The sequence below is a fragment of the Merdimmobilis hominis genome (assembly GCF_016901855.1).
Lineage (GTDB): Bacteria > Bacillota > Clostridia > Oscillospirales > Ruminococcaceae > Paludihabitans.
The window spans coordinates 135079-154733 of the sequence record NZ_JACJKY010000006.1; the positions used below are offsets into that span (position 1 = coordinate 135079).

19 protein-coding genes and 1 other annotated feature are annotated in these 19655 nt (G+C 48.3%); of the genes, 9 read left to right on the forward strand and 10 right to left on the reverse strand.

Translation table 11 applies throughout. The features are described 5' to 3' along the window. The 8 genes from dprA to H6A12_RS05490 all read right to left on the reverse strand — a co-directional run bounded on the left by dprA (window position 1) and on the right by H6A12_RS05490 (window position 7605). Window positions 1-1248, reverse strand: a complete 1248-nt coding sequence (dprA, locus tag H6A12_RS05455) for a DNA-processing protein DprA (RefSeq protein ID WP_204445632.1) — start codon at window positions 1246-1248, stop codon at window positions 1-3. A gap of 15 nt (window positions 1249-1263) precedes the next feature. Further along, the gene (locus tag H6A12_RS05460) at window positions 1264-2052 is read right to left on the reverse strand and encodes a TrmH family RNA methyltransferase (RefSeq protein WP_204445634.1); all 789 of its coding nucleotides are present in this window, start codon (window positions 2050-2052) and stop codon (window positions 1264-1266) included. A 74-nt stretch (window positions 2053-2126) separates the two neighbouring features. Beyond that, window positions 2127-2480, reverse strand: coding sequence for a 50S ribosomal protein L20 (rplT, locus tag H6A12_RS05465; protein WP_204445636.1), 354 nt, complete (start codon window positions 2478-2480; stop codon window positions 2127-2129). A gap of 36 nt (window positions 2481-2516) precedes the next feature. Then, window positions 2517-2714: a 50S ribosomal protein L35 gene (gene rpmI / locus H6A12_RS05470; protein ID WP_204445638.1), complete on the reverse strand. Its 198-nt coding sequence runs from the start codon at window positions 2712-2714 to the stop codon at window positions 2517-2519. Window positions 2715-2738: 24 nt separating this feature from the next. Then, complete coding sequence (infC, locus tag H6A12_RS05475) at window positions 2739-3236, reverse strand: translation initiation factor IF-3 (protein WP_243415304.1); 498 nt, start codon at window positions 3234-3236, stop codon at window positions 2739-2741. Window positions 3237-3474: 238 nt separating this feature from the next. Beyond that, entirely contained in the window at window positions 3475-5907 is a 2433-nt protein-coding gene (locus H6A12_RS05480; RefSeq protein ID WP_204445642.1) for a glycoside hydrolase family 2 protein, read from the reverse strand. Between the two features lie 146 nt (window positions 5908-6053). Next, on the reverse strand, window positions 6054-7028 hold the full coding sequence (locus tag H6A12_RS05485; protein WP_204445645.1) for a biotin--[acetyl-CoA-carboxylase] ligase: 975 nt from the start codon (window positions 7026-7028) through the stop codon (window positions 6054-6056). Then, window positions 6976-7605, reverse strand: a complete 630-nt coding sequence (locus H6A12_RS05490; protein WP_204445647.1) for a flavin reductase family protein — start codon at window positions 7603-7605, stop codon at window positions 6976-6978. The genes H6A12_RS05485 and H6A12_RS05490 overlap by 53 nt, the downstream gene beginning before the upstream one ends. Before the next feature lie 269 nt (window positions 7606-7874). Between H6A12_RS05490 and H6A12_RS05495 the strand changes: the two genes are divergently transcribed. The 8 genes from H6A12_RS05495 (at window position 7875) to leuB (ending at window position 15919) form a co-directional block, all read left to right on the forward strand. After that, window positions 7875-8441, forward strand: a complete 567-nt coding sequence (locus H6A12_RS05495) for a helix-turn-helix domain-containing protein (protein WP_204445649.1) — start codon at window positions 7875-7877, stop codon at window positions 8439-8441. A gap of 14 nt (window positions 8442-8455) precedes the next feature. Then, entirely contained in the window at window positions 8456-9610 is a 1155-nt protein-coding gene (locus H6A12_RS05500; RefSeq protein ID WP_204445651.1) for an O-antigen ligase family protein, read from the forward strand. Between the two features lie 26 nt (window positions 9611-9636). After that, complete coding sequence (locus H6A12_RS05505) at window positions 9637-10182, forward strand: chromate transporter (protein ID WP_204445653.1); 546 nt, start codon at window positions 9637-9639, stop codon at window positions 10180-10182. After that, window positions 10179-10769, forward strand: coding sequence for a chromate transporter (locus tag H6A12_RS05510; RefSeq protein ID WP_204445655.1), 591 nt, complete (start codon window positions 10179-10181; stop codon window positions 10767-10769). The genes H6A12_RS05505 and H6A12_RS05510 overlap by 4 nt, the downstream gene beginning before the upstream one ends. A 295-nt stretch (window positions 10770-11064) precedes the next feature. Next, window positions 11065-11315 (forward strand) — a binding site (T-box leader). 67 nt (window positions 11316-11382) lie between these two features. Beyond that, window positions 11383-13047 (forward strand): 2-isopropylmalate synthase, encoded by a 1665-nt coding sequence (locus H6A12_RS05515; RefSeq protein ID WP_204445658.1) that lies wholly within the window; start codon window positions 11383-11385, stop codon window positions 13045-13047. A 14-nt stretch (window positions 13048-13061) separates the two neighbouring features. After that, window positions 13062-14327 (forward strand): 3-isopropylmalate dehydratase large subunit, encoded by a 1266-nt coding sequence (gene leuC, locus H6A12_RS05520; protein WP_204445660.1) that lies wholly within the window; start codon window positions 13062-13064, stop codon window positions 14325-14327. Window positions 14328-14350: 23 nt separating this feature from the next. Then, complete coding sequence (leuD, locus tag H6A12_RS05525) at window positions 14351-14836, forward strand: 3-isopropylmalate dehydratase small subunit (protein WP_204445662.1); 486 nt, start codon at window positions 14351-14353, stop codon at window positions 14834-14836. 9 nt (window positions 14837-14845) lie between these two features. After that, window positions 14846-15919 carry a 3-isopropylmalate dehydrogenase gene (gene leuB / locus H6A12_RS05530; protein ID WP_204445664.1) on the forward strand — a complete coding sequence of 358 codons (1074 nt, stop codon included), beginning with the start codon at window positions 14846-14848 and terminating at the stop codon, window positions 15917-15919. Window positions 15920-15959: 40 nt separating this feature from the next. Here the strand turns inward: leuB and H6A12_RS05535 are convergent, their stop codons facing one another. Together H6A12_RS05535 and H6A12_RS05540 are read right to left on the reverse strand one after the other, a co-directional pair. Further along, window positions 15960-16661 (reverse strand): collagen-like triple helix repeat-containing protein, encoded by a 702-nt coding sequence (locus tag H6A12_RS05535; protein WP_204445666.1) that lies wholly within the window; start codon window positions 16659-16661, stop codon window positions 15960-15962. Window positions 16662-16785: 124 nt separating this feature from the next. Beyond that, window positions 16786-16998, reverse strand: coding sequence for a DUF896 domain-containing protein (locus tag H6A12_RS05540; RefSeq protein ID WP_204445668.1), 213 nt, complete (start codon window positions 16996-16998; stop codon window positions 16786-16788). A gap of 237 nt (window positions 16999-17235) precedes the next feature. On the opposite strand from H6A12_RS05540, the gene H6A12_RS05545 reads away from it, so the two are divergent. Continuing rightward, window positions 17236-19527: a SpoIIE family protein phosphatase gene (locus tag H6A12_RS05545; protein ID WP_204445671.1), complete on the forward strand. Its 2292-nt coding sequence runs from the start codon at window positions 17236-17238 to the stop codon at window positions 19525-19527. Window positions 19528-19655: the final 128 nt, after the last annotated feature.

Genomic DNA, 19655 nt, shown 5'->3' on the forward strand with positions numbered 1-19655 from the left:
TTATTTTACCTCTTCGCCGCCGACATATCGTCCGCCGACCGGAGAGGAAATCGCTCCCGACAATTCAAGATCCGTGAGCACTGAATACAGTGTTCCCACATCCAGCTGGCAGAGAACCGCCAGCTCATCAATCGTTTTCGGGTGCGTATCTAAATGATTATACACCATTTTGTGGATTTCATCAAACATTGTTTCTACTGTTTCTTGCTTTTTTTCGGATTTTGAACGGGTTTTCTCTTGAGAAACCGTTTCATTTTCATCCCGTTTGTTCCATTTGGAGCCGGGACTGTGCTTTGAAAGGCCTTTCATCGAAACGATTCCCGCATATCCGTAATCACCTTTTAATTCGGACAAATCAAGTTTCTCCGAAAAGGCTGCATACAGCGGGAGTGCAATATCCTCCGCAGCAAACACGGGAACAGCGCCGTCTCTTAAGTAGCGGATCACACCGTTATAGTTTGGATCAAACAGATCACACGGCGGTACACAGTAAAGCTCTTTTCCCTGCTCAAGCGCGTGTTCCGCCGTCAAAAGCGTTCCGCTGCGAACCGGCGCCTGCACAATCAGCACCCCGACCGCCAGCGCTGCCATCAGCCGATTACGGACAGGAAACGTTTGCCTTGTTACGTTCACACCGGGCGGATACTCGGAAACGAGTGCACCGCCGCTGTTTAAAATCGCACGCTTAAGTTTCCCGTTTTCTGCCGGATAGTTCACATTCAGTCCGCATGCAAGCACAGCGATCGTTTTTCCGCCTGCTTCGATAGCGGCACGATGCGCCTGTGCATCAATGCCGACTGCGCATCCGCTCACAATCGTGCATCCCGCCTTCGCAAGATCGGCCGAAAGCTGTCTTGCCACTGCAAGCGAATATTCACTCGCACTCCGCGTGCCAATCACCGTGACAACCGGTTCTTCGTCAATTCCCGAAAAAGCACCGAGCACATAAAGCACGGTGGGCGGTGCAAACAGATTACGAAGCCGCTCCGGATAATCGGGATCATTTTGCGTCAGCACACGGATTTTATGATGTGCGCAATCGTTTAAAATCCGATCCGCACGTTCGATCAACGTGCGTTTAACGATGGCTGCTTCCTTTTTTGTCAAAATGCCACACGAAGCAAGGTCTTGTTCTTCCGCCTCATAAATAGCTTTCGCCGAACCATACTGCGCAAGCAGTCTTCCGGGAAGCGGACTCCCATACGGAAAGCACTGCGAAAGCCAGACATCATAACGCTTGTCCTCCATGTGAAACATCCCCTTTCAGCGATTCATCTCCCACATCAGAATACACGCAGCCATCGAAGCATTTAACGACTCCGTATTTCCTTTCATCGGAATTGTAATCCGATGATCTGCCGCCTGTGAGATCGATTGCGGCAACCCATTGCCTTCATTGCCAATGAGCAGAAGGCTGTCCTGCGCAAAGGAAAACGTACCGATTTTCTGTGCGTCCGCATCCACAACCGACGCATACACAGCCGCACCGTTCGACTGAAACGCTTCAATCGCCGTCATAGCATCCGGCACCGTCTGCACCATCATGCGAAACAGCGACCCCATCGTACTGCGAATGACTTTCGGATTATAGACATCGCACGTTCTGCTCGTCACAAGCACGCGGTCAATGCCGACAGCCTCGGCTGTCCGGATAATCGTGCCCACGTTGCCTGCATCCTGCAAATCGACGAGCAGGATACTCTTTCCTTTGTGTTCTATTGTAGCGCAGGACGAATCGTTGTCAAGCTTCTTTGCAATCGCATAGACGCCCTGCGGTGTCTGCACCTGCGAAAGCTTTGATTCCAAACTCCCCTCAATCAAAAACACCTGTGCGCTCGCGCCTATGATCTCCTCCCGATACGCAAGCCGTTCAAGGCACGGCGCGGTGATAAACAGCGTATCAAGTAAAATCCCGCTGCGCACCGCTTCATACACAAGCTTCGTTCCCTCAATGGCAAATTCGCCTGCGTCCGTCCGCGCAGATTTTGATGTGCAGAGTTTCACATAGCGTTTAATCTGCCGGTTGTCTTTTGATGAGATTTGTTCAAACAACGTTTGTTCCGCCTTTCTTTTTCCACATACGAAAAACGCCCGAGTCGTTTTGACCGGGCGATTTTTTCAAAAAATTACAGGTGTGCTTTTGCCTGCTCGCACAGAGCGGTGAAAGCAGCAGCGTCATGAATAGCGATCTCAGAGAGCATTTTGCGGTTTAAAGTCACGCCAGCTTTTTTGAGGCCGTTCATGAAGGTGGAGTAGTTCATGCCGTTTGCTTTGCAAGCAGCAGAGATGCGGGTGATCCACAGTCTTCTGAAGTCGCGTTTTTTCAGTCTGCGGCCGATGTACGCATACTGACCGGATTTCATCACTGCCTCTTTTGCAGTTTTAAACAGCTTGCTTTTGCCGCCCCAGTAACCTTTTGCAAGTTTGAGCGTTTTATTTCTTCTCTTACGAGTAGCCATTGCTCCTTTAATACGAGCCATAATTCAGTACCTCCGTTTATTCTTCCTATGTGTTGATTATTTGTACGGGATCAGCTTTTTGATAGCTGCAACGTTTGTTTTATCTGCATACGCACCCATACGAAGCGCTCTTTTGCGTTTGGTTGTTTTTTTGTTGAGGATGTGGGATTTGTTAGCGTGCGCGCGTTTTACTTTGCCGTTTTTGGTCAGTTTAAAGCGTTTTTTCGCACCGGTATGTGTTTTTACTTTAGGCATGGTAAAAAGCCTCCTTGATTTTAATTACTTTGCAGCTTTTGGCGCAATGAACACAGCCAGGCTGCGTCCTTCCATTTTCGGCGGTTTGTCGACCGATCCGACCTCAGCACAAGCTTCAATGAATCGCTCGAGCAATGTTTTGCCCATTTCCGGGTGTGCAAGCTCTCTGCCGCGGAAGCGCACAGAAACTTTCACTTTGTCGCCGCTCTTTAAAAATTTCTTTGCCTGATTCGCTTTTGTGTCAAAATCGTGCACATCAATGTTTAAAGACATGCGTACTTCTTTGACGTCAACGGTTTTCTGGTTCTTTCTTGCTTCTTTTTCGCGTTTTGCCTGCTCATAACGGTATTTACCGTAGTCCATGATGCGGCACACCGGCGGAGTCGCCTGCGGCGCGATTTTCACAAGATCCAGATTTTGTTCTGCAGCGATCTTCATTGCCTCACGCGGAGACATGATGCCAAGCTGGCTGCCGTCGCTGCCGACGACGCGGATCTCCTTGTCACGAATCTCTTCATTCATGAGCAATTCATTCGTTTTGCTAATGACCAAGCACCTCCAAAAAATGAAAGAAAATAAACAAGCGCAGACGAACTCGCCTGCGCTTTTTCAACACAAAGAAACACGGAATCATTCCGCTTTTTTCCGTATTGACCCGTGCAATCCATTATCCACAGGTGAGAACATGGCGGTTCTGCTTTGTTTTCCTAAAGATTATAGCATGGGGTTTCTTTTGTGTCAAGTGTTTTTTAATAAAATTTTATTCTGCGTGATAAAGCGCTCTCATCCGATCGACATAGCGGGAAACAACCTGCCAGTCCGCGCGGTTTTCTTCATCTAAATGACGCGGATGGAACTTGTGCATCGACATCGAAAGCAGCTCCGTTTCACTCATTGTAACCGGCAGTTTCTTATCTGCAATCAGCAGCAGATATTCCTTCTTACCGGTATAATCGCCGCACTGGCTTTCAACAATCACGGAAAATCCGCCGGTCAAATCGTCCGGCAGCTGCACGTTGATCTGTCCGCAGCAGGTGGAAACGTCCTCTTTTGCCTCGCCGCAGAAACGTTCTGTGCAGAGCACACGGTCGTCTTCGGTTTTTACCGTACAGGTAATCGTATACGGTGCGTCTGCGCCGTCGTTGATGATATGCACACCTGCGGTAAACGATTCACCCGCCGTAAAGAACAGTTTTTCATACGAAAGGCTCACGAGCACACGGTCGTATGCTTCCCGCAGGAAGTAATACGCAAGCTTTTTGCCGCCGTAATATTCGAGTACGTTCGAGCACTGCACGTTCGGCCACGGCTCGTTGAACTGCCACGTCATTTCGCCGACATTTTTCCACTGGCGGCGGCGGTTTGATTCGAGCGAATAGCGCAGACTTTCCGCCTGCACAAACTGATTGACTTTGATATATTCTTCAAACGGGATATCATAAAGCTCGCCGAACATCACCCGCTCACGGAACGCATAATTATCCCAGCCGCCGCTGTGATGCGACCATGCTGCATTTTTAAATGCGGTGCACAGATGCTGATCTTCCGGTTTGAAAATCCGTTTGATCTGCGCAAGCGAACTGATGCCGCCGCATCCGAATTCACCATGGACAATGCTGTCGGAATTGTCATAGTAACGGTAGTGATCGTACGGACCCATATATCCCCACGGGCCGTGTACGTCATGGTTGTTGCCGGTATCACCGACTTTTAACAGTGCATTCGGGCCGGATGCCGACGACGGCAGCATCTGCACATCAGGACAGAGCGTTTCGAGCACGCCTTTTAACATCGCAAGCGTCGGGTCCTCGAATGTCGCAGGATGGCCCTCGTGATCCTCGGTGTCCATGTAATGCCAGTCGGTCAGCTCGTTGCCGCCGTCAAAGAACGTCAGGCAAACATGATTGCGCCGCTGTTTTGCGGTATACACTGCCGCTTCATGTAAAAGCGCGAGAAATTCCGGATTACGCGACGGCACATCGTCACAGCCGGAGCTCGACATCGTAAATTCCTGCAAAATCATCAAACCGTATTCGTCGCAGATGCGGTAATACGTTTCACTTTCCAAATGGCCGCCGCCCCAGATGCGCAGATAGTTGATGTTTGCCTCTTTTGCGGCAAGAAGCCGTTCGCGGATTTTTTCTTCGTCCACACAGTGCATGCAGTCAAGCGGCACCATGTTTGTTCCTTTTAAATAGATACGTTTGCCGTTTACAACCACCAGATAACGCAGTGCGTCTTCTCTGCCGTCTGCATGTTCATAGGAAAGTGTACGGAAGCCCACACTGTGCGAAACGGCATCTTCCACACCCGATTCGCTCGATATGGTCATCGTCATATCGTGAAGCACCTGCTCGCCGTATCCGTTCGGCCACCACAAAAGCGGTTCATTTTCGCCGAGCGAGAGCGTAAGCGACATTGTATGGATGCCTTTTGTAAGCAGCGCAGACACCTGCTCCTGCATTGGCACTTCACCGTTTTTCGTCTTCACCGAAAGTGATACCGAAAGCGAAGCCGTATGGTCGCAAAACGCTTCGACCTCTGCTTCACACAAAAGCTTCCATCCCTCATTTGTCAAAACAGGACGGGCAAAGTGCGAGAGAATCCGCGCATTGTCATAGGACGTGAGCGTCACCGGTTCATACAATCCAAGGTCAATGAGCCGTGCGGCAAAATCCCATTTGTAGTTAAACCGCGCTTTCAAATAGCGGGTTTTTGACGTATAACCGGGCTGTGCATCGGCAAGCGGCGCATGCTCGAGCACACAAACTAAGATGTTTTCCTCGTCCGGTTTGACGATCTTTGAAATTTCCGCTTCAAACGGGATATACATACCCTCGTGATGGCCAAGTGCAACACCGTTTACATAAATCTGTGCGGAATAGTCGATTCCCCCGAAATGAAGTACGAGCGGGCGTGTGGTCTGTTCTTTGGTGACACGAAATGTCGTGCGGTAAATCCACCAGCGGCCGGCAACCCATTCGCAAGACAAGCTGTTTTTGTCAAAATACGGGTCTTCAATCAGTCCGGCGCGCATCAAATCCCGGTAAATACTGCCCGGAACCTCTGCGTCAAACCACGGTGTTAAATTCGGCAGGAGTACACCCTCCTGCATATGTTTTGAAAAATCCGCCTGATACGGCAACGTGCCAACAGCCTTCCAAGGCGAAAGCGGAATTATTTGCATCATCATTTCCCCCTCTCTTTTAAATAAGTATAATAAAAACTGTTTCTCTTTTTTATATAAGGAACAGCCACATTATAGCGAAATCAATTCCCGGTGTACAGTCTGCAAACTGCTGAAATTATACTCTGATTTTTAGGAAAAATCACTAAAAATCATTTCACCGGCCGCACAGATACTTCCCCAGAATTGACGGTTTTTGTCGTTCCGTCTGCCGTTTGCACGACCAGATGTCCGTCGTCATCGATCTCGATTGCCTTTGCTTCGTATGTCTGCATCGGCGAGATGACGCGGATCGGCTGTCCGATCAAAAACGAGCGCGCACGATATTCCGGCAAGAATGTGCGCGCGGAGAGATTTTCGCAAAAATCCTCTAATTCATTGACAATCGCCGCAATCAGCTGGCTTCGGTCAATCGGCTCGCTCGTATGCTGATCGAGCGACGTAATAATCGATGCAAGCTCCGGCGGATATTCCTGTGCGGTCACATTGACGCCAATGCCGACCACAACATAATCGAGTGTCTGATGCTCAAAGTTCATCGACGCTTCCGTCAAGATGCCGCAGACCTTTTTGCCCGCAATATACACATCATTGACCCATTTGATCTGTGCTTCAATGCCGTAAAGTGACTGGATCGCCCGGCAAACCGCAACAGCCGCCGCAGAGGTCACAAGCGTTGTGACCTCTGCCGGGAACGGAAGTCTCCGCATCACCGAAAAATAAACGCCGTTTTCTTTCGGGGAATAAAACTGCCTCCCCATTCGTCCGCGGCCTGCTGTCTGATGTTCTGCCGCCACCAAAACGCCATCGGGCGCGCCTGCATTTGCAAGCTGTTTTGCCACAGTGTTGGTCGAATCCACTTCCTTATATACATGAATCTCTTTGATCCGGCTGTTTGGCTTCAAAAACGGAACGATGCTCTCTTTTGAAAGAATGTCCGACCGGTTTGCAAGTCGATATCCTTTTTTCGATGCCGCATCAATCGGATATCCCTCGCTCCGCAGCGTTTCTACTGCTTTCCAGACAGACGCACGCGACACACCGAGCGATTCCGCAATCATAGCACCGGAGATATCATTTCCTTTGTGCGCTTCGAGAAACGACAGCACGCGTTCTTTCGTTGCCATCCGTGCGTCCTCCTTTTTTCTTTTTCTTCACAGCAAATCCAAACGAACCGATCCGCTTGCCGAGTGTATAATAATCGCCGTGTGCATACGCGGCAAGCATTGCACGTTCAAGATGAAGCTTTCCTGCTTCGTCCATCAGCGATTCCTCCACCTGCACGGATACGACTTCCGCTAAAAACATCTCGTGCGAACCAAGCGGAATCCGCTGTTTTATTTTGCAGGCAATCTGCACGGGACTTTGCCCGATACCCGGACAGGATACTCCTTGACACGGCTCCTTTGTAAGCGAAAAGTGCGCAAATTTGTCGACTTTTGCACCGGAACGCGCGCCGCAGAAGTCTGCTGCACGCACCAGCTTTGTGGTCGTCAGATTGATCACAAATTCTCCCGTTTCACACAAAATCGGATAGGAATACCGTTCGGGACGTACAGAAATGTATGTCATAGGCGGAATCGTGTTGATGATTCCCGTCCATGCAATCGTAATGATATTGGATCGTTCCATTGTTCCGCACGAAACGAGTGCCGGCGGAAGCGGCGCATGAATTGCCGCAGGATTCCAGACAATTTTCGACATTTACGATCCTCCTTTTTTGCTTTTATTGTATCATCTCTTTTCTGTGTCTGCAACCGATTCGCTCAAAACAAAAGAGTCGGGTGAAAGTATATCAATTTTTTGAAGGAAACAATCTCCAAATTCTTACTTTTGGTCTTTTCAAACAGAAAAAATCATGCTATAATGAAAAAACAATTTATACGTCTTTTCGCTAAAACAACACGCTGTGTGTGTTTTGTTTTGCAAAATATGACGAAATCCCCTTATTCTCTGGAACGGAGGTCCTTTTTATGGATACAAGAATTGCTGAAATTGCTCAACGCATCAAAGGTCTGCGTGAGATTCTTGAAATCTCTGCTGAAGAAATGGCAGAAGCGACAGACACCACAGTTGAAGAATACACCGCGTGTGAATCCGGAAGCAATGATTTTTCGTTTACTTTCCTGCACAAATGCGCAGAAAAATTCGGCGTTGATATCGTTGAACTGTTAACCGGCGAAAATCCGCATTTGTCGTTTTTCACGGTGACAAAAAAAGGCCACGGCGTTACACTGAACCGCCGCAGCGGCTTCCACTATCAGCACATGGCACACAACTTAAAAAATAAACTGTGCGAACCGTTTTTGGTTACAGCCATTTATTCTGAAGAAGAGCAGAATAAACCGATCGCACTCTCCACACACGAAGGCCAGGAATTTGACTACGTGTTAAAGGGCACACTGAAAGTGCGTGTGGAAGATCACATTGTCGAACTGCATGAAGGCGACAGCATCATGTATGATTCCAGTCACAGCCACGGCATGATTGCTGTCGATGGCGCTGACTGTCTGTTTATTGCTGTGGTAATCAAACGATAAAACGAGGGATTTTGATGCGAACCGAAATCACACGAAACAGCGTGATTCTTTCTATTTTCCAAAGACTGCGCGCAACAAACAAGACAGGAATCGCTGTTGTTCTCTGTGCAGCTTCTTGCTATTTTCACTATATCGTCACAGCGGTTGTGCTGTTTGCCGGATTGGTTTTTCTTTTGTGCAACAAGCAGCTTTTCCGCGACACGTTTTTGCATAAGTGGATGATTCCGTTTCTTCCGCTGGCAGCCATGCTGGTTGCTGTTCCCTATCATTATCGGAACTTCAAAGGAGCGATTGCAGGCGTTGGAATCATTTTGATGGTTCTGCTTTTCTTGCTGTGCTGCAAGAGAATGACCATTTCTTTATTTGATCTGGCGATGGATGTTTGCTGTCTTGCGAGCTATGCCGCATTTTTATATGCGTTTTCCGAAAAGCTGATTTTAGGCTGGTGGATGCGCTCGTATGCCGGCATGTACAACCCAAATTATTACGGCACCGTACTGGAATTTACCGTTTTAATTTGTTTGTACCGTATCATCCGAAACCATCATCGGCGTCTGTTTTATTACATCACGCTGCTGGCATGCAGTCTTGCACTGTTTTGGTGTGACAGCCAATCCGCATGGGTCACCATCGCGGTGTCTGTGTTTGCTCTGCTGGTATTGTGCAAAAAGAAACGTGCAATTTTGCTGGCACTGAGCGCTTGTGCTGTACTTGTCATTATTGCGCTCTCGATTCCGTCGATTATGTACCGCATTATGGAACTTCCTTACCGTTATGATCTGCGGTCCTATATTTGGAGCGGAACATGCCGGGCAATTCAATCCTATCCGCTGTTCGGATTCGGCACGATGGCATATTCGGTCTTGTGGCAACCGCTCAGCATGTACCCTGCAACCCATGCACACAACTTATATCTCGATGTATTTTTGTGCTACGGTATTGTCGGCGTTGCGTTTTGGATGTTCTATGTTGTGCGCTATATTAAAAAACTCATACAAAATATCCGCACACGGTACTGTTATGCGTGTGCACTCTCCGCTGCGGCACTTGTTGCTGTATTGGTACACGGGCTGACTGACCACACAGTGCTTTGGATTCAAACCGGATTTTTGTTCGGCCTTTTGCTGTGCGGTACATTTGTGAAGCGTGTATATCGGGGAGAGAAATAATAAATTATAACGAAACGAGGTTGTTTATGAAGCTTTTATGGGATCTGTTTTTTACGTTTTTCCGCATTGGCGGATTGACGTTCGGCGGCGGCTATGCAATGCTGCCGATGCTTCAAAATGAAATTGTTGAAAAACGGAACTGGGCAACAGAAGAAGAGCTTCTTGATTATTATGCCGTGGGTCAATGTACCCCCGGCATCATTGCTGTCAACACGGCAACGTTTGTCGGTCAAAAAATCAAAGGCTTCTGGGGCGCTGTATTTGCAACCGCAGGTGTTGTGTTTCCGTCGCTCGTCATCATCTCTATCATCGCAGGCTTTATCCAGAGTTTTTCACACCTTGCATGGGTACAGCACGCGTTTGCAGGCATCCGCGTTGCCGTTGCTGTATTGGTCGTCAACGCCGTATTGAAGCTGTGGAAATCCGGTATCAAGGATCTTTTGGGCATCATCATCTTTATCGTCACCTTTGTGGTTTCTGCTGTGTTCTCACTTTCTCCTGTATTTGTGGTCATTGCAGCAATTCTCGTCGGCATTCTTGCCGGCCGTCTGAAAGGGAGGGCAAAGAAATGACATTTGTGATCATGTTCCTTGAATTTTTCAAAACCGGTCTGTTTGCAATCGGCGGCGGACTTGCAACGCTTCCGTTCCTCTATGATATGGCGGCAAAATATCCGTGGTTCAACGAGGCAATCCTTTCGGATATGATTGCAATTTCCGAATCAACGCCCGGCCCTATCGGCATCAACATGGCAACGTATGTCGGATACCATGTCGGCTCGCAGATGTTCGGCATCCCGGGCGGTATTATGGGCGCAGTGCTGACAACAACCGCGCTGGTGCTTCCCTCTTTGATCGTCATTTTGATTATTGCAAAATTCTTAGAGCGATTTAAAACCAACGTATTTGTCAAAGATGCGTTTTACGGCCTTCGCCCGGCAGTCACAGCCTTGATTGCCTATGCCGGCTATCAAGTGGTCGCGGACAGCTTGTTCCGTTTTGGTACGTTTTTTCAAACGCTGCAGATCGGCGATCTGTTTGTGTGGAAAGCGATTGTATTGTTTGCAGTATTGATGGTTCTTTCACATGTATTCAAGAAAATCCATCCGGCTGCATGGATCGGCATCGCCGCTGTTGTTGGAATTTTACTGAAATTTTAACAAGAAACAAATCGAACAACTTTTTTGATCCGGCGAAATTCACAAACTTTTTTAAAACATACAAAAAACCGCCCAAAATGCTTTACAAACGTATTTTGGGTGGATATAATAAAGGAGAACTTGATAAGAGTTCACTCATTGTCTTCTTCTTTTTCTTTACTATGCGTTTTTGAAAAGCGCATAATCCCCTTATCTATTGCGATGACAAAAACCTCCGGAACTCCGGAGGTTTTTGCTGTATTATATACTTGACATCTGCGTTTATTTCGTGTATGATATTTAAAAATTAAAAATATCAAATGCTTTGAAAGGGACATTGGATTAAAACGTCCATGGTACAGAGAACAGCCGGTTGGTGCGAGGCTGTGCAAACGTTTGAATTCACTCCCCCTTGAGCAGTCGGCTGAACCAACAGTAAGCTTGACCGGTTTCTCCCCGTTATGACGAGAATGTATTCGCATTTTTGCCGATACAGATGAGTGGATATAACATTTATATCAATAAAGAGTGGTACCACGGATGGATTTACAGCCTTTCGTCTCTTGCTGAAACAGTTTCAGCGGGACGAAAGGTTTTTTATTTGTCTGAAAAAAAGAAAGGTGGACGATATTTGATGATGAATTACGAAAAATACAGACGCGGCTATTACATACCGCCCGAAGTCTGCAACGACTGGGTGACAAAAGAATATGTCGATCATGCGCCGACTTGGTGCAGCGTGGATTTGCGCGACGGCAACCAGTCGCTTGTCATCCCGATGAGCCTTGAAGAAAAACTCACCTATTTTAAGCTTTTGACGAAGATTGGCTTTAAAGAAATTGAAGTGGGTTTTCCTGCCGCATCCGAAACAGAATACACATTTCTGCGTGCTCTGATTGACCAAAACTTAATTCCCGATGACGTCACGGTTCAAGTGCTCACCCAGGCGCGCGAACACATCATCCGCAAAACGTTTGACGCACTTCACGGATGCAAACACGCCATTGTCCATCTGTATAACTCCACTTCGTTTGCACAGCGCGAGCAGGTGTTCAAAAAATCGAAAGAGGAGATTTTACAAATCGCAGTCGACGGTGCAAAACTCTTAAAAACACTTGCTGAACAGACGGACGGAAATTTCCAGTTTGAATACTCACCTGAAAGCTTCACCGGAACAGAACCGGAATATGCGTTAGAAGTCTGCAACGCTGTTTTGGATGTATTCAAACCGACAAAAGACAATAAGGTTATCATCAATCTTCCCGTAACCGTCGAGCTTTCCCTGCCGCATGTGTATGCAAGTCAGGTGGAATACATGTGCAAGCATTTAAAATACAGAGAAAACGTTATCGTTTCGCTTCATCCGCACAATGACCGCGGATGCGGCGTAGCAGACAGTGAACTCGGCTTGCTCGCCGGCGCAGAGCGTATTGAAGGCACACTGTTCGGCAACGGCGAACGCACCGGAAACGTCGATTTGATTACGCTGGCGATGAACTTATACGCACACGGTGTCGACCCGAAACTCGACTTTTCCGATCTTCCTTCCATTTCACAGTTGTACGAGCAGGTTACACGCATGCATGTCGGCGATCGTCAGCCATATACCGGAAAGCTTGTCTTTGCAGCGTTCTCCGGTTCACATCAGGATGCGATTGCAAAAGGCATGAAATACCGCGAGGAGCATGAATGCCCGTTTTGGGAGGTGCCATATCTTCCGATCGATCCGAAAGATGTCGGCCGCGAATACGAATCCGACGTCATCCGCATCAACAGCCAGAGCGGAAAAGGCGGCATCGGCTATCTGCTGGAACAGCATTACGGATACAATCTGCCGAAAAAAATGCGCGAACATTTCGGTTATACGATCAAATCTATTTCCGATCACCGGCACAAAGAGCTTCTGCCGGGTGAAATCTATGAGATTTTCCTGCAAACATACGTCAACAACAGCAGTCCGCTCAATCTCCACGATTATCACTTTGTCCGCAGCGGCGACCAGTTCAAAGTCGTACTCACCATGGAGTTCAACGGAAAAATTCAAGATGTCACCGCAACAGGAAACGGCCGTTTGGATGCAGTGAGCAACGCCCTGCGCAAACTGACCGGCTGCAACTACACACTTACAACATATGAAGAACATGCACTCGAGCGCGGTTCTTCCTCGCGCGCTGTATCGTATGTCGGCATCGATCCGGGCAACGGCACAACCGTATGGGGTGCAGGCGTACACGAGGACATCATTGCCTCGTCAATCATCAGCTTAGTCAGCGCGGTCAACCGCACGTTGAAAGAATGAAAGGATGTTTTACTATGGGAATGACAATGTCACAAAAAATTCTTGCCGCACATGCCGGTCTCGATTTTGTTGCACCGGGACAGCTTATTATGGCAAAGCTTGATATGGTGCTCGGCAATGATATCACCTCACCGGTTGCAATCAACGAATTCAATGCATATGGATTTGACCGCGTGTTTTCAAAAGATAAAATCTCGCTCGTACTCGATCACTTTGTACCAAACAAAGACATCAAAGCTGCCACGCAGTCAAAACAAACACGCGAATTCGCAAAACAGTATGACATCACCCATTTTTATGATGCAGGCAGAATGGGCATCGAACACGCACTGCTGCCGGAACAGGGCATCGTCAAAGCCGGTGATTTGATTGTAGGCGCCGATTCTCACACCTGCACATATGGTGCGCTCGGTGCGTTTTCCACCGGTGTCGGCTCCACCGATATGGCGGCTGCAATGGCAACCGGCGAGCTGTGGTTTAAAGTGCCTTCTGCGATCAAATTCAACTTAACCGGCACACTTCGCCCATATGTCAGCGGAAAAGATGTCATTTTGCACATCATCGGAAAAATCGGTGTAGACGGCGCGCTGTATCAGTCGATGGAATTCACCGGTGACGGTGTTGCTTCCCTGTCGATGGATGACCGGCTCTGCATCTCAAACATGGCGATCGAAGCAGGTGCAAAAAACGGCATTTTCCCGGTGGACGATATCACACGCGCTTACATGGACGGCCGTGTCAAAGAACCGTATACCGTATTTGAGGCCGATGAAGACGCTGTCTATGAAGCAGAATATACGATTGATTTGAGCGAAATCGACCACACCGTCGCATTCCCGCACCTGCCGGAAAACGCACGCACCAAAAACGAATGGGGCACGCTTCCGATCGATCAGGTGGTCATCGGTTCGTGCACAAACGGACGGTTTTCCGACCTTGCAGCGGCAGCCGAAATTTTAAAAGGCAAAAAAATCGCCGATCATATCCGCTGTATCGTGATTCCTGCAACACAGCAGATTTATAAAGACGCAATGAAAGCCGGATTTTTGGAAATTTTTATTGACGCCGGCTGTGTGGTGTCCACGCCGACCTGCGGACCGTGCTTAGGCGGTTACATGGGTATTTTGGCAGAGGGCGAACGCTGTGTCGCAACCACAAACCGAAATTTTGTCGGCAGAATGGGTCATCCAAAAAGCGAAGTTTATTTGGCTTCTCCGCAGGTCGCGGCAGCATCCGCCATCACAGGACGGCTGTCAGCGCCGGAAGAAGTGATGAACTGAAAGGATCAAGGAGGTTATCTGAAATGAAAGCAAACGGTATTGCGCATACATACGGCGACAACGTGGACACGGATGTCATCATCCCTGCCCGCTATCTGAATACACAGGACAAAAAAGAACTTGCATCCCATTGCATGGAAGATATCGACGCATCGTTTTCTCAAAAAGTACATCCGGGTGATCTGATTGTCGGCGGATATAACTTCGGATGCGGTTCCTCGCGTGAACATGCACCGATCGCAATTCAGGCAAGCGGCATTTCGTGCGTCATTGCCAAAACATTTGCGCGCATTTTCTATCGAAATGCCATCAATATCGGTCTGCCGATTTTAGAATGCGCCGAAGCCAGTGAACGCATCGAAGAAGGCGATCAGATTCTTATTGATTTTGACACAGGTGTCATCACAAACGTTTCCAAAAACGAAACATATACTGCACAGCCGTTCCCGCCGTTTATTCAAAATATCATTCGTGCAAACGGCTACTTAAACGCAATTCAGAAGAAATGAGGCAACATCATGGAAAAACATATTGCAGTCATCAAAGGAGACGGCATCGGCCCTGAAATCATCGACCAAGCACAAAAAGTCTTAACACGCATCGCAGAACAATACGGTCACACGTTTTCTTTTGAGGAAGTGCTTGCAGGCGGATGCGCCATCGATGCGTGCGGCACTTGTCTGCCCGACAAAACACTCAAGACCTGTTTAAACAGTGACAGTGTACTGCTTGGTGCAGTAGGCGGACCGAAATGGGATCATCTCCCGGGCAGTGAACGCCCTGAAAAAGCACTGCTTGGTCTGCGCAAAGCGCTCGGATTGTATGCAAATATCCGGCCGGCGGTTTTATTCCCGCAGCTTGCCGACGCAAGTCCGCTCAAGCCGTCCATCACAGCCAATGGCATCGACTTTGTTGTTGTACGCGAGCTGACCGGCGGCGTCTATTTCGGTGCACACCAGACAACCAGTGAAAACGGCGAAGCGGTCGCCTCGGATCTGATGATTTACAGCGAGCATGAAATCGAGCGGATTGCACACGTCGCTTTCCAAACGGCGAGAAAACGCCGTCATCATGTCACATCGGTTGACAAAGCAAATGTATTAGATACCTCGCGGCTTTGGCGAAAAGTCGTTGAGCGTGTTGCCGAACAATATCCGGATGTCACACTTTCACACATGTATGTGGACAATGCCGCAATGCAGATTTGCAAAAATCCTGCACAGTTTGACGTGATTTTGACTGAAAATATGTTCGGCGACATTCTTTCCGACGAAGCAAGCATGATCACAGGCACCATCGGCACCATCGGTTCCTCCTCGCTTGGCAGCGGAACACGCGGCATGTATGAGCCGATCCACGGTTCTGCACCGGATATTGCCGGCCAAGACAAAGCAAACCCCATCGGCACGATTTTGTCTGCTGCGATGATGCTTCGATTCTCGTTTGATATGCCAAGTGAAGCAGATGCAATCGAACGCGCTGTTTCGGCTGTATTGGACGAAGGATTCCGCACCGGAGATATGATGGATGCACACACAGTCTTAATTTCCTGCAGTGAAATGGGCGACCGAATTGCCGCAGCTATTCAATAAATAAAAAAACATCGAACACGATAACGTGTTCGATGTTTTTTTATACAGACCGGCGCAGTTTTACAATCGTCAGATTCACCTCTCCGTCACGTGCATCGGCAGAACCGGAATAGGTAAAAAACAGTGGCGTTTGAACAGGTGCGTCAATAATAATAAATGAAGAACCGCAGGCACTTCCCGCACCCGGTGTTGCAAAATAGATGCCGGTTTCCAAATGTGCCGTTCCGTTATAAAACGGTGTAATCTGCATGTAATTTCCTGAACGAAACACAGCAGACACCTTGCAGGAGACCAGATAGTAGCCTGGCTGGAGTGCGATCTGCTGTGAATCAATCTGTGTAATATGCCCGGTTGGATCAGTCACATCGGGAAACAGCGCAATGCGGCTTCCCATCGTAAATTGTGCCTGAAACGTATTAAACGAAGCAAACACATCATCCGGTACAATACCAGCCGCACCGGTCGGACCCGTGGCGCCCGTCGCTCCCGTGACACCGGTCGATCCCGTGGCACCCGTTGCTCCTGTAACACCCATCGGACCTGTTGCTCCCGTCGCTCCTGTAACACCGGTCGGACCCGTGGCACCCGTTGCTCCCGTGACGCCGGTCGGACCTGTGGCACCCGTTGCTCCTGTGACGCCGGTCGGGCCTGTTGCTCCTGTCGCTCCCGTAACGCCGGTCGGACCTGTGGCACCAGTACCTGAAAAAATTGGCGAACAACACTGACAGCAATACCGTTTCATCCCGCTTCCACCTCTTTTACTCTCTCATTATCTTATGCAATATTCCTCGTTTTGGTTCCGCCATTTCCTTCGCAAACAAAAAATCGGCAGAGCACTCATTGGCTTTGCCGATTTTTCATGCAAATTATTTTTTCCCTTTCGCCGAAAGCTTTCGTTTGTTTCCCTTTTCATCCACCAAATATGTGTTTTCGAGCTGACTGCGCAAATCGCGCCGAAATGCTTCAATATATTCTGCACGAAGCTGTGCGCGTTCCTCTGTTTCCTCCGGTGTCAATCCTTCGGGCGACTTTGCTTTTCTTGCGAGAAAGTTGATCCGATCAATTTTTTCTTGTTCCATAAAAAACGCCTTTCCTTTGGTGATCCTGTGTTGAGTATACCATGAATCGTCTGGTTTTTCAATTCTTCCGCGCTGTTTTTTCTGTTTTATAAAATTGAGTGTCGTTCTTCTCAAAATCGCCCAAAAAGACAGTACTTCTTGTTTTTTCCCATACGCAATTCGCACGTTTTCTTATTCTGTTTTTGATATACTCAAACCACCGGGTTCCCGGACAACAGCTCATCAGGAGGAATAAACATGAATGCGAATCTGCTCCGGATTACCCCGGAAAAAACAAAAGCCAACATCTTATTGCACGCACTTCTTTCAGGAATGCTGCCGTTTTTACTCGGTGCGGCAACCTTGCTCAACACGCTTTCTCCGTTTTCGATCGCGTTTGCAGCTGCTGTACCTGTCAAAATGATATTCCCCGCAGCTATCGGCGCTGTCAGCGGTATATTCGTGTTTCAAACAGATCACACCATATTTCATATTGTTGCTATCGTGTTGTTTACAATCATACGGTTCGTATTGGAACGTGTCCTTTCCAATCGTTTTTCTGTACTTGCAAAATGCCTGTGCTGCTTTGGCATCAGCGGACTATGTCTGTTCTTTTATGCATTGGCAGCAAATCTCACACCGTTTTCGATTTCCGTTTTGCTGATTGAACTCATTTTATCAACGAGCTGCATCCCATTGTTTTCCGCGGCTTTGCAGGGCATTACGAACACACAGCAGCATCAGCCTCTGCACGATACCGAAAAAATCGGCATTTGTTTGCTGCTTGTGACATTGATTTGTTCGTGTGCGGCGATTGTGCTCTTTGGCATGAACCTCGGTATGATGCTCTGTGCCGTTGTCATCCTGACAATGTCTGCAAGAAGCGGCGTTGCCGGCGGAAGTATTGCTGGTATTTTATGCGGCGCGGCACTGTGTTTATGCCACTCCTCATTTGCTGATTTTGCTGTATTTTTGGCGATTGCTGCGTTTTTGTGCGGAATGTTTCAGAATGCCGGAAAGTTTGTGCAGTTGCTCGCCTTTTTGGCATGCAGTGTTTTCTCGTTGTTTTTGATGGGCGCATCTTCCACCATTACCTTCTGGGTTCTTTCGCTGTTTATCGGATGTGCAGTCTATCTGCTGATTCCGCAGCGCTTTTTTCCGCAAACATACACAACCCATTTTTATACCGATACAGGCGACTCCGTCTTTCGCGTCCGGATGAAATTTCTTTCCAATGCACTGGGTGCTATGGAAGATGAATTTTTGGAAATCTCCGAAAAATTCGATCAAATTGACGTAAACAACATCACCACGGTTTATGAAAGTGCTTCGAACGAAGTCTGCAAATCGTGTCCGCACTGTTTGTCCTGCTGGGATGCACGATTCAGCGAAATGCTGGACGCCTTTCATCCGCTGACACAAACACTTCGGCAAACAGGATGCGTCACACCGCAAACGCTCCCTCGCTATCTCACCGAATGCTGCAGACAGCCGGACAAGCTGTGTACAGCAATCAACGCACGATACCGCACATTTCGCTTTAAAGAAGGAAAATCCCGCTCACTCAAGGAAACAAGACAGCTGATGACAGACGGTCTTGAGGCAATTCGCTCGCTGCTCACACAAATGGAGCAGGGGATCTCCTCCATGGTATATGTCGACAAAGAAAAAAGCGAAACACTCAGAGCGGCTTTGTTTGAACAATCGCTTGAACCGCAAACCGTCTGCGTATTTGAAAACACCTCCGAGCGGCTGTGTGCCGAAGTCTATTTTGAACAGCTTCCCGATTGTACGCTCGACACCCTTGCAGTCATTGCCAGCGAAGCGCTCGATCTCTCGTTTGACCGCCCGCAAATCTGTACCGCCGGACATCTGCATCGTTTGTTATTTTTGGAGGAAGCGCCGTTTTCGATTTCGTTTGAAGCACGGCAAATCGCATGCGGAGAAAGCCGTATCTGCGGTGACAGTGTCGCATCCTTTACCGACGATGCCGGAAATCACTGCTTTTTATTGAGTGACGGTATGGGAAACGGACAGCGCGCTGCCATCGACAGCTTGATGACCTGCTCGCTTTTAAAAAAACTGCTGCGTGCAGGCTTTGGAACCTCCGCATCTCTGCGGCTCTTAAACGGTGCGCTTCGCACAAAATCATCCGATGAATCGCTTGCAACCGTCGATCTTTTAACTGTAGACCCCGTAAGCGGACAAGCGCAGTTTTTCAAAGCCGGTGCCGCGCTCTCACTGCTTTATCGTGCAAAAAAGATGAAAGAAATCAAAGGAACCGCGCTTCCACTCGGCATTTTGCAGGATGCGGAAATCTCCCCTCACACAGAACAGCTTGCACCGGACGATATTTTGATTCTCGTGAGTGACGGTGTTACGGATACCTTCCCTGTTGATGCCATTTGTCCGCTCTTAAACCGGTATGCCGAAGAAGGCGCTGCGGAAATTGCATTTGCACTTTGCAGCGCCATCAGCACCGCACTCAAAACGCCATACGATGATATCACGATTCTTGTTGTAAAAATCGAAAAAAATAATGCCGCATAACAAAAATCCCCGCTTTTTATGAACCGCGCCAGAAAAAACGGACAATAGACAAATCCCCCCTGATGTAGGAAAATGGAACTACAACAGGGGGGAATTTATATGCGGAGAAGATATCAAAAAGTGCAGGA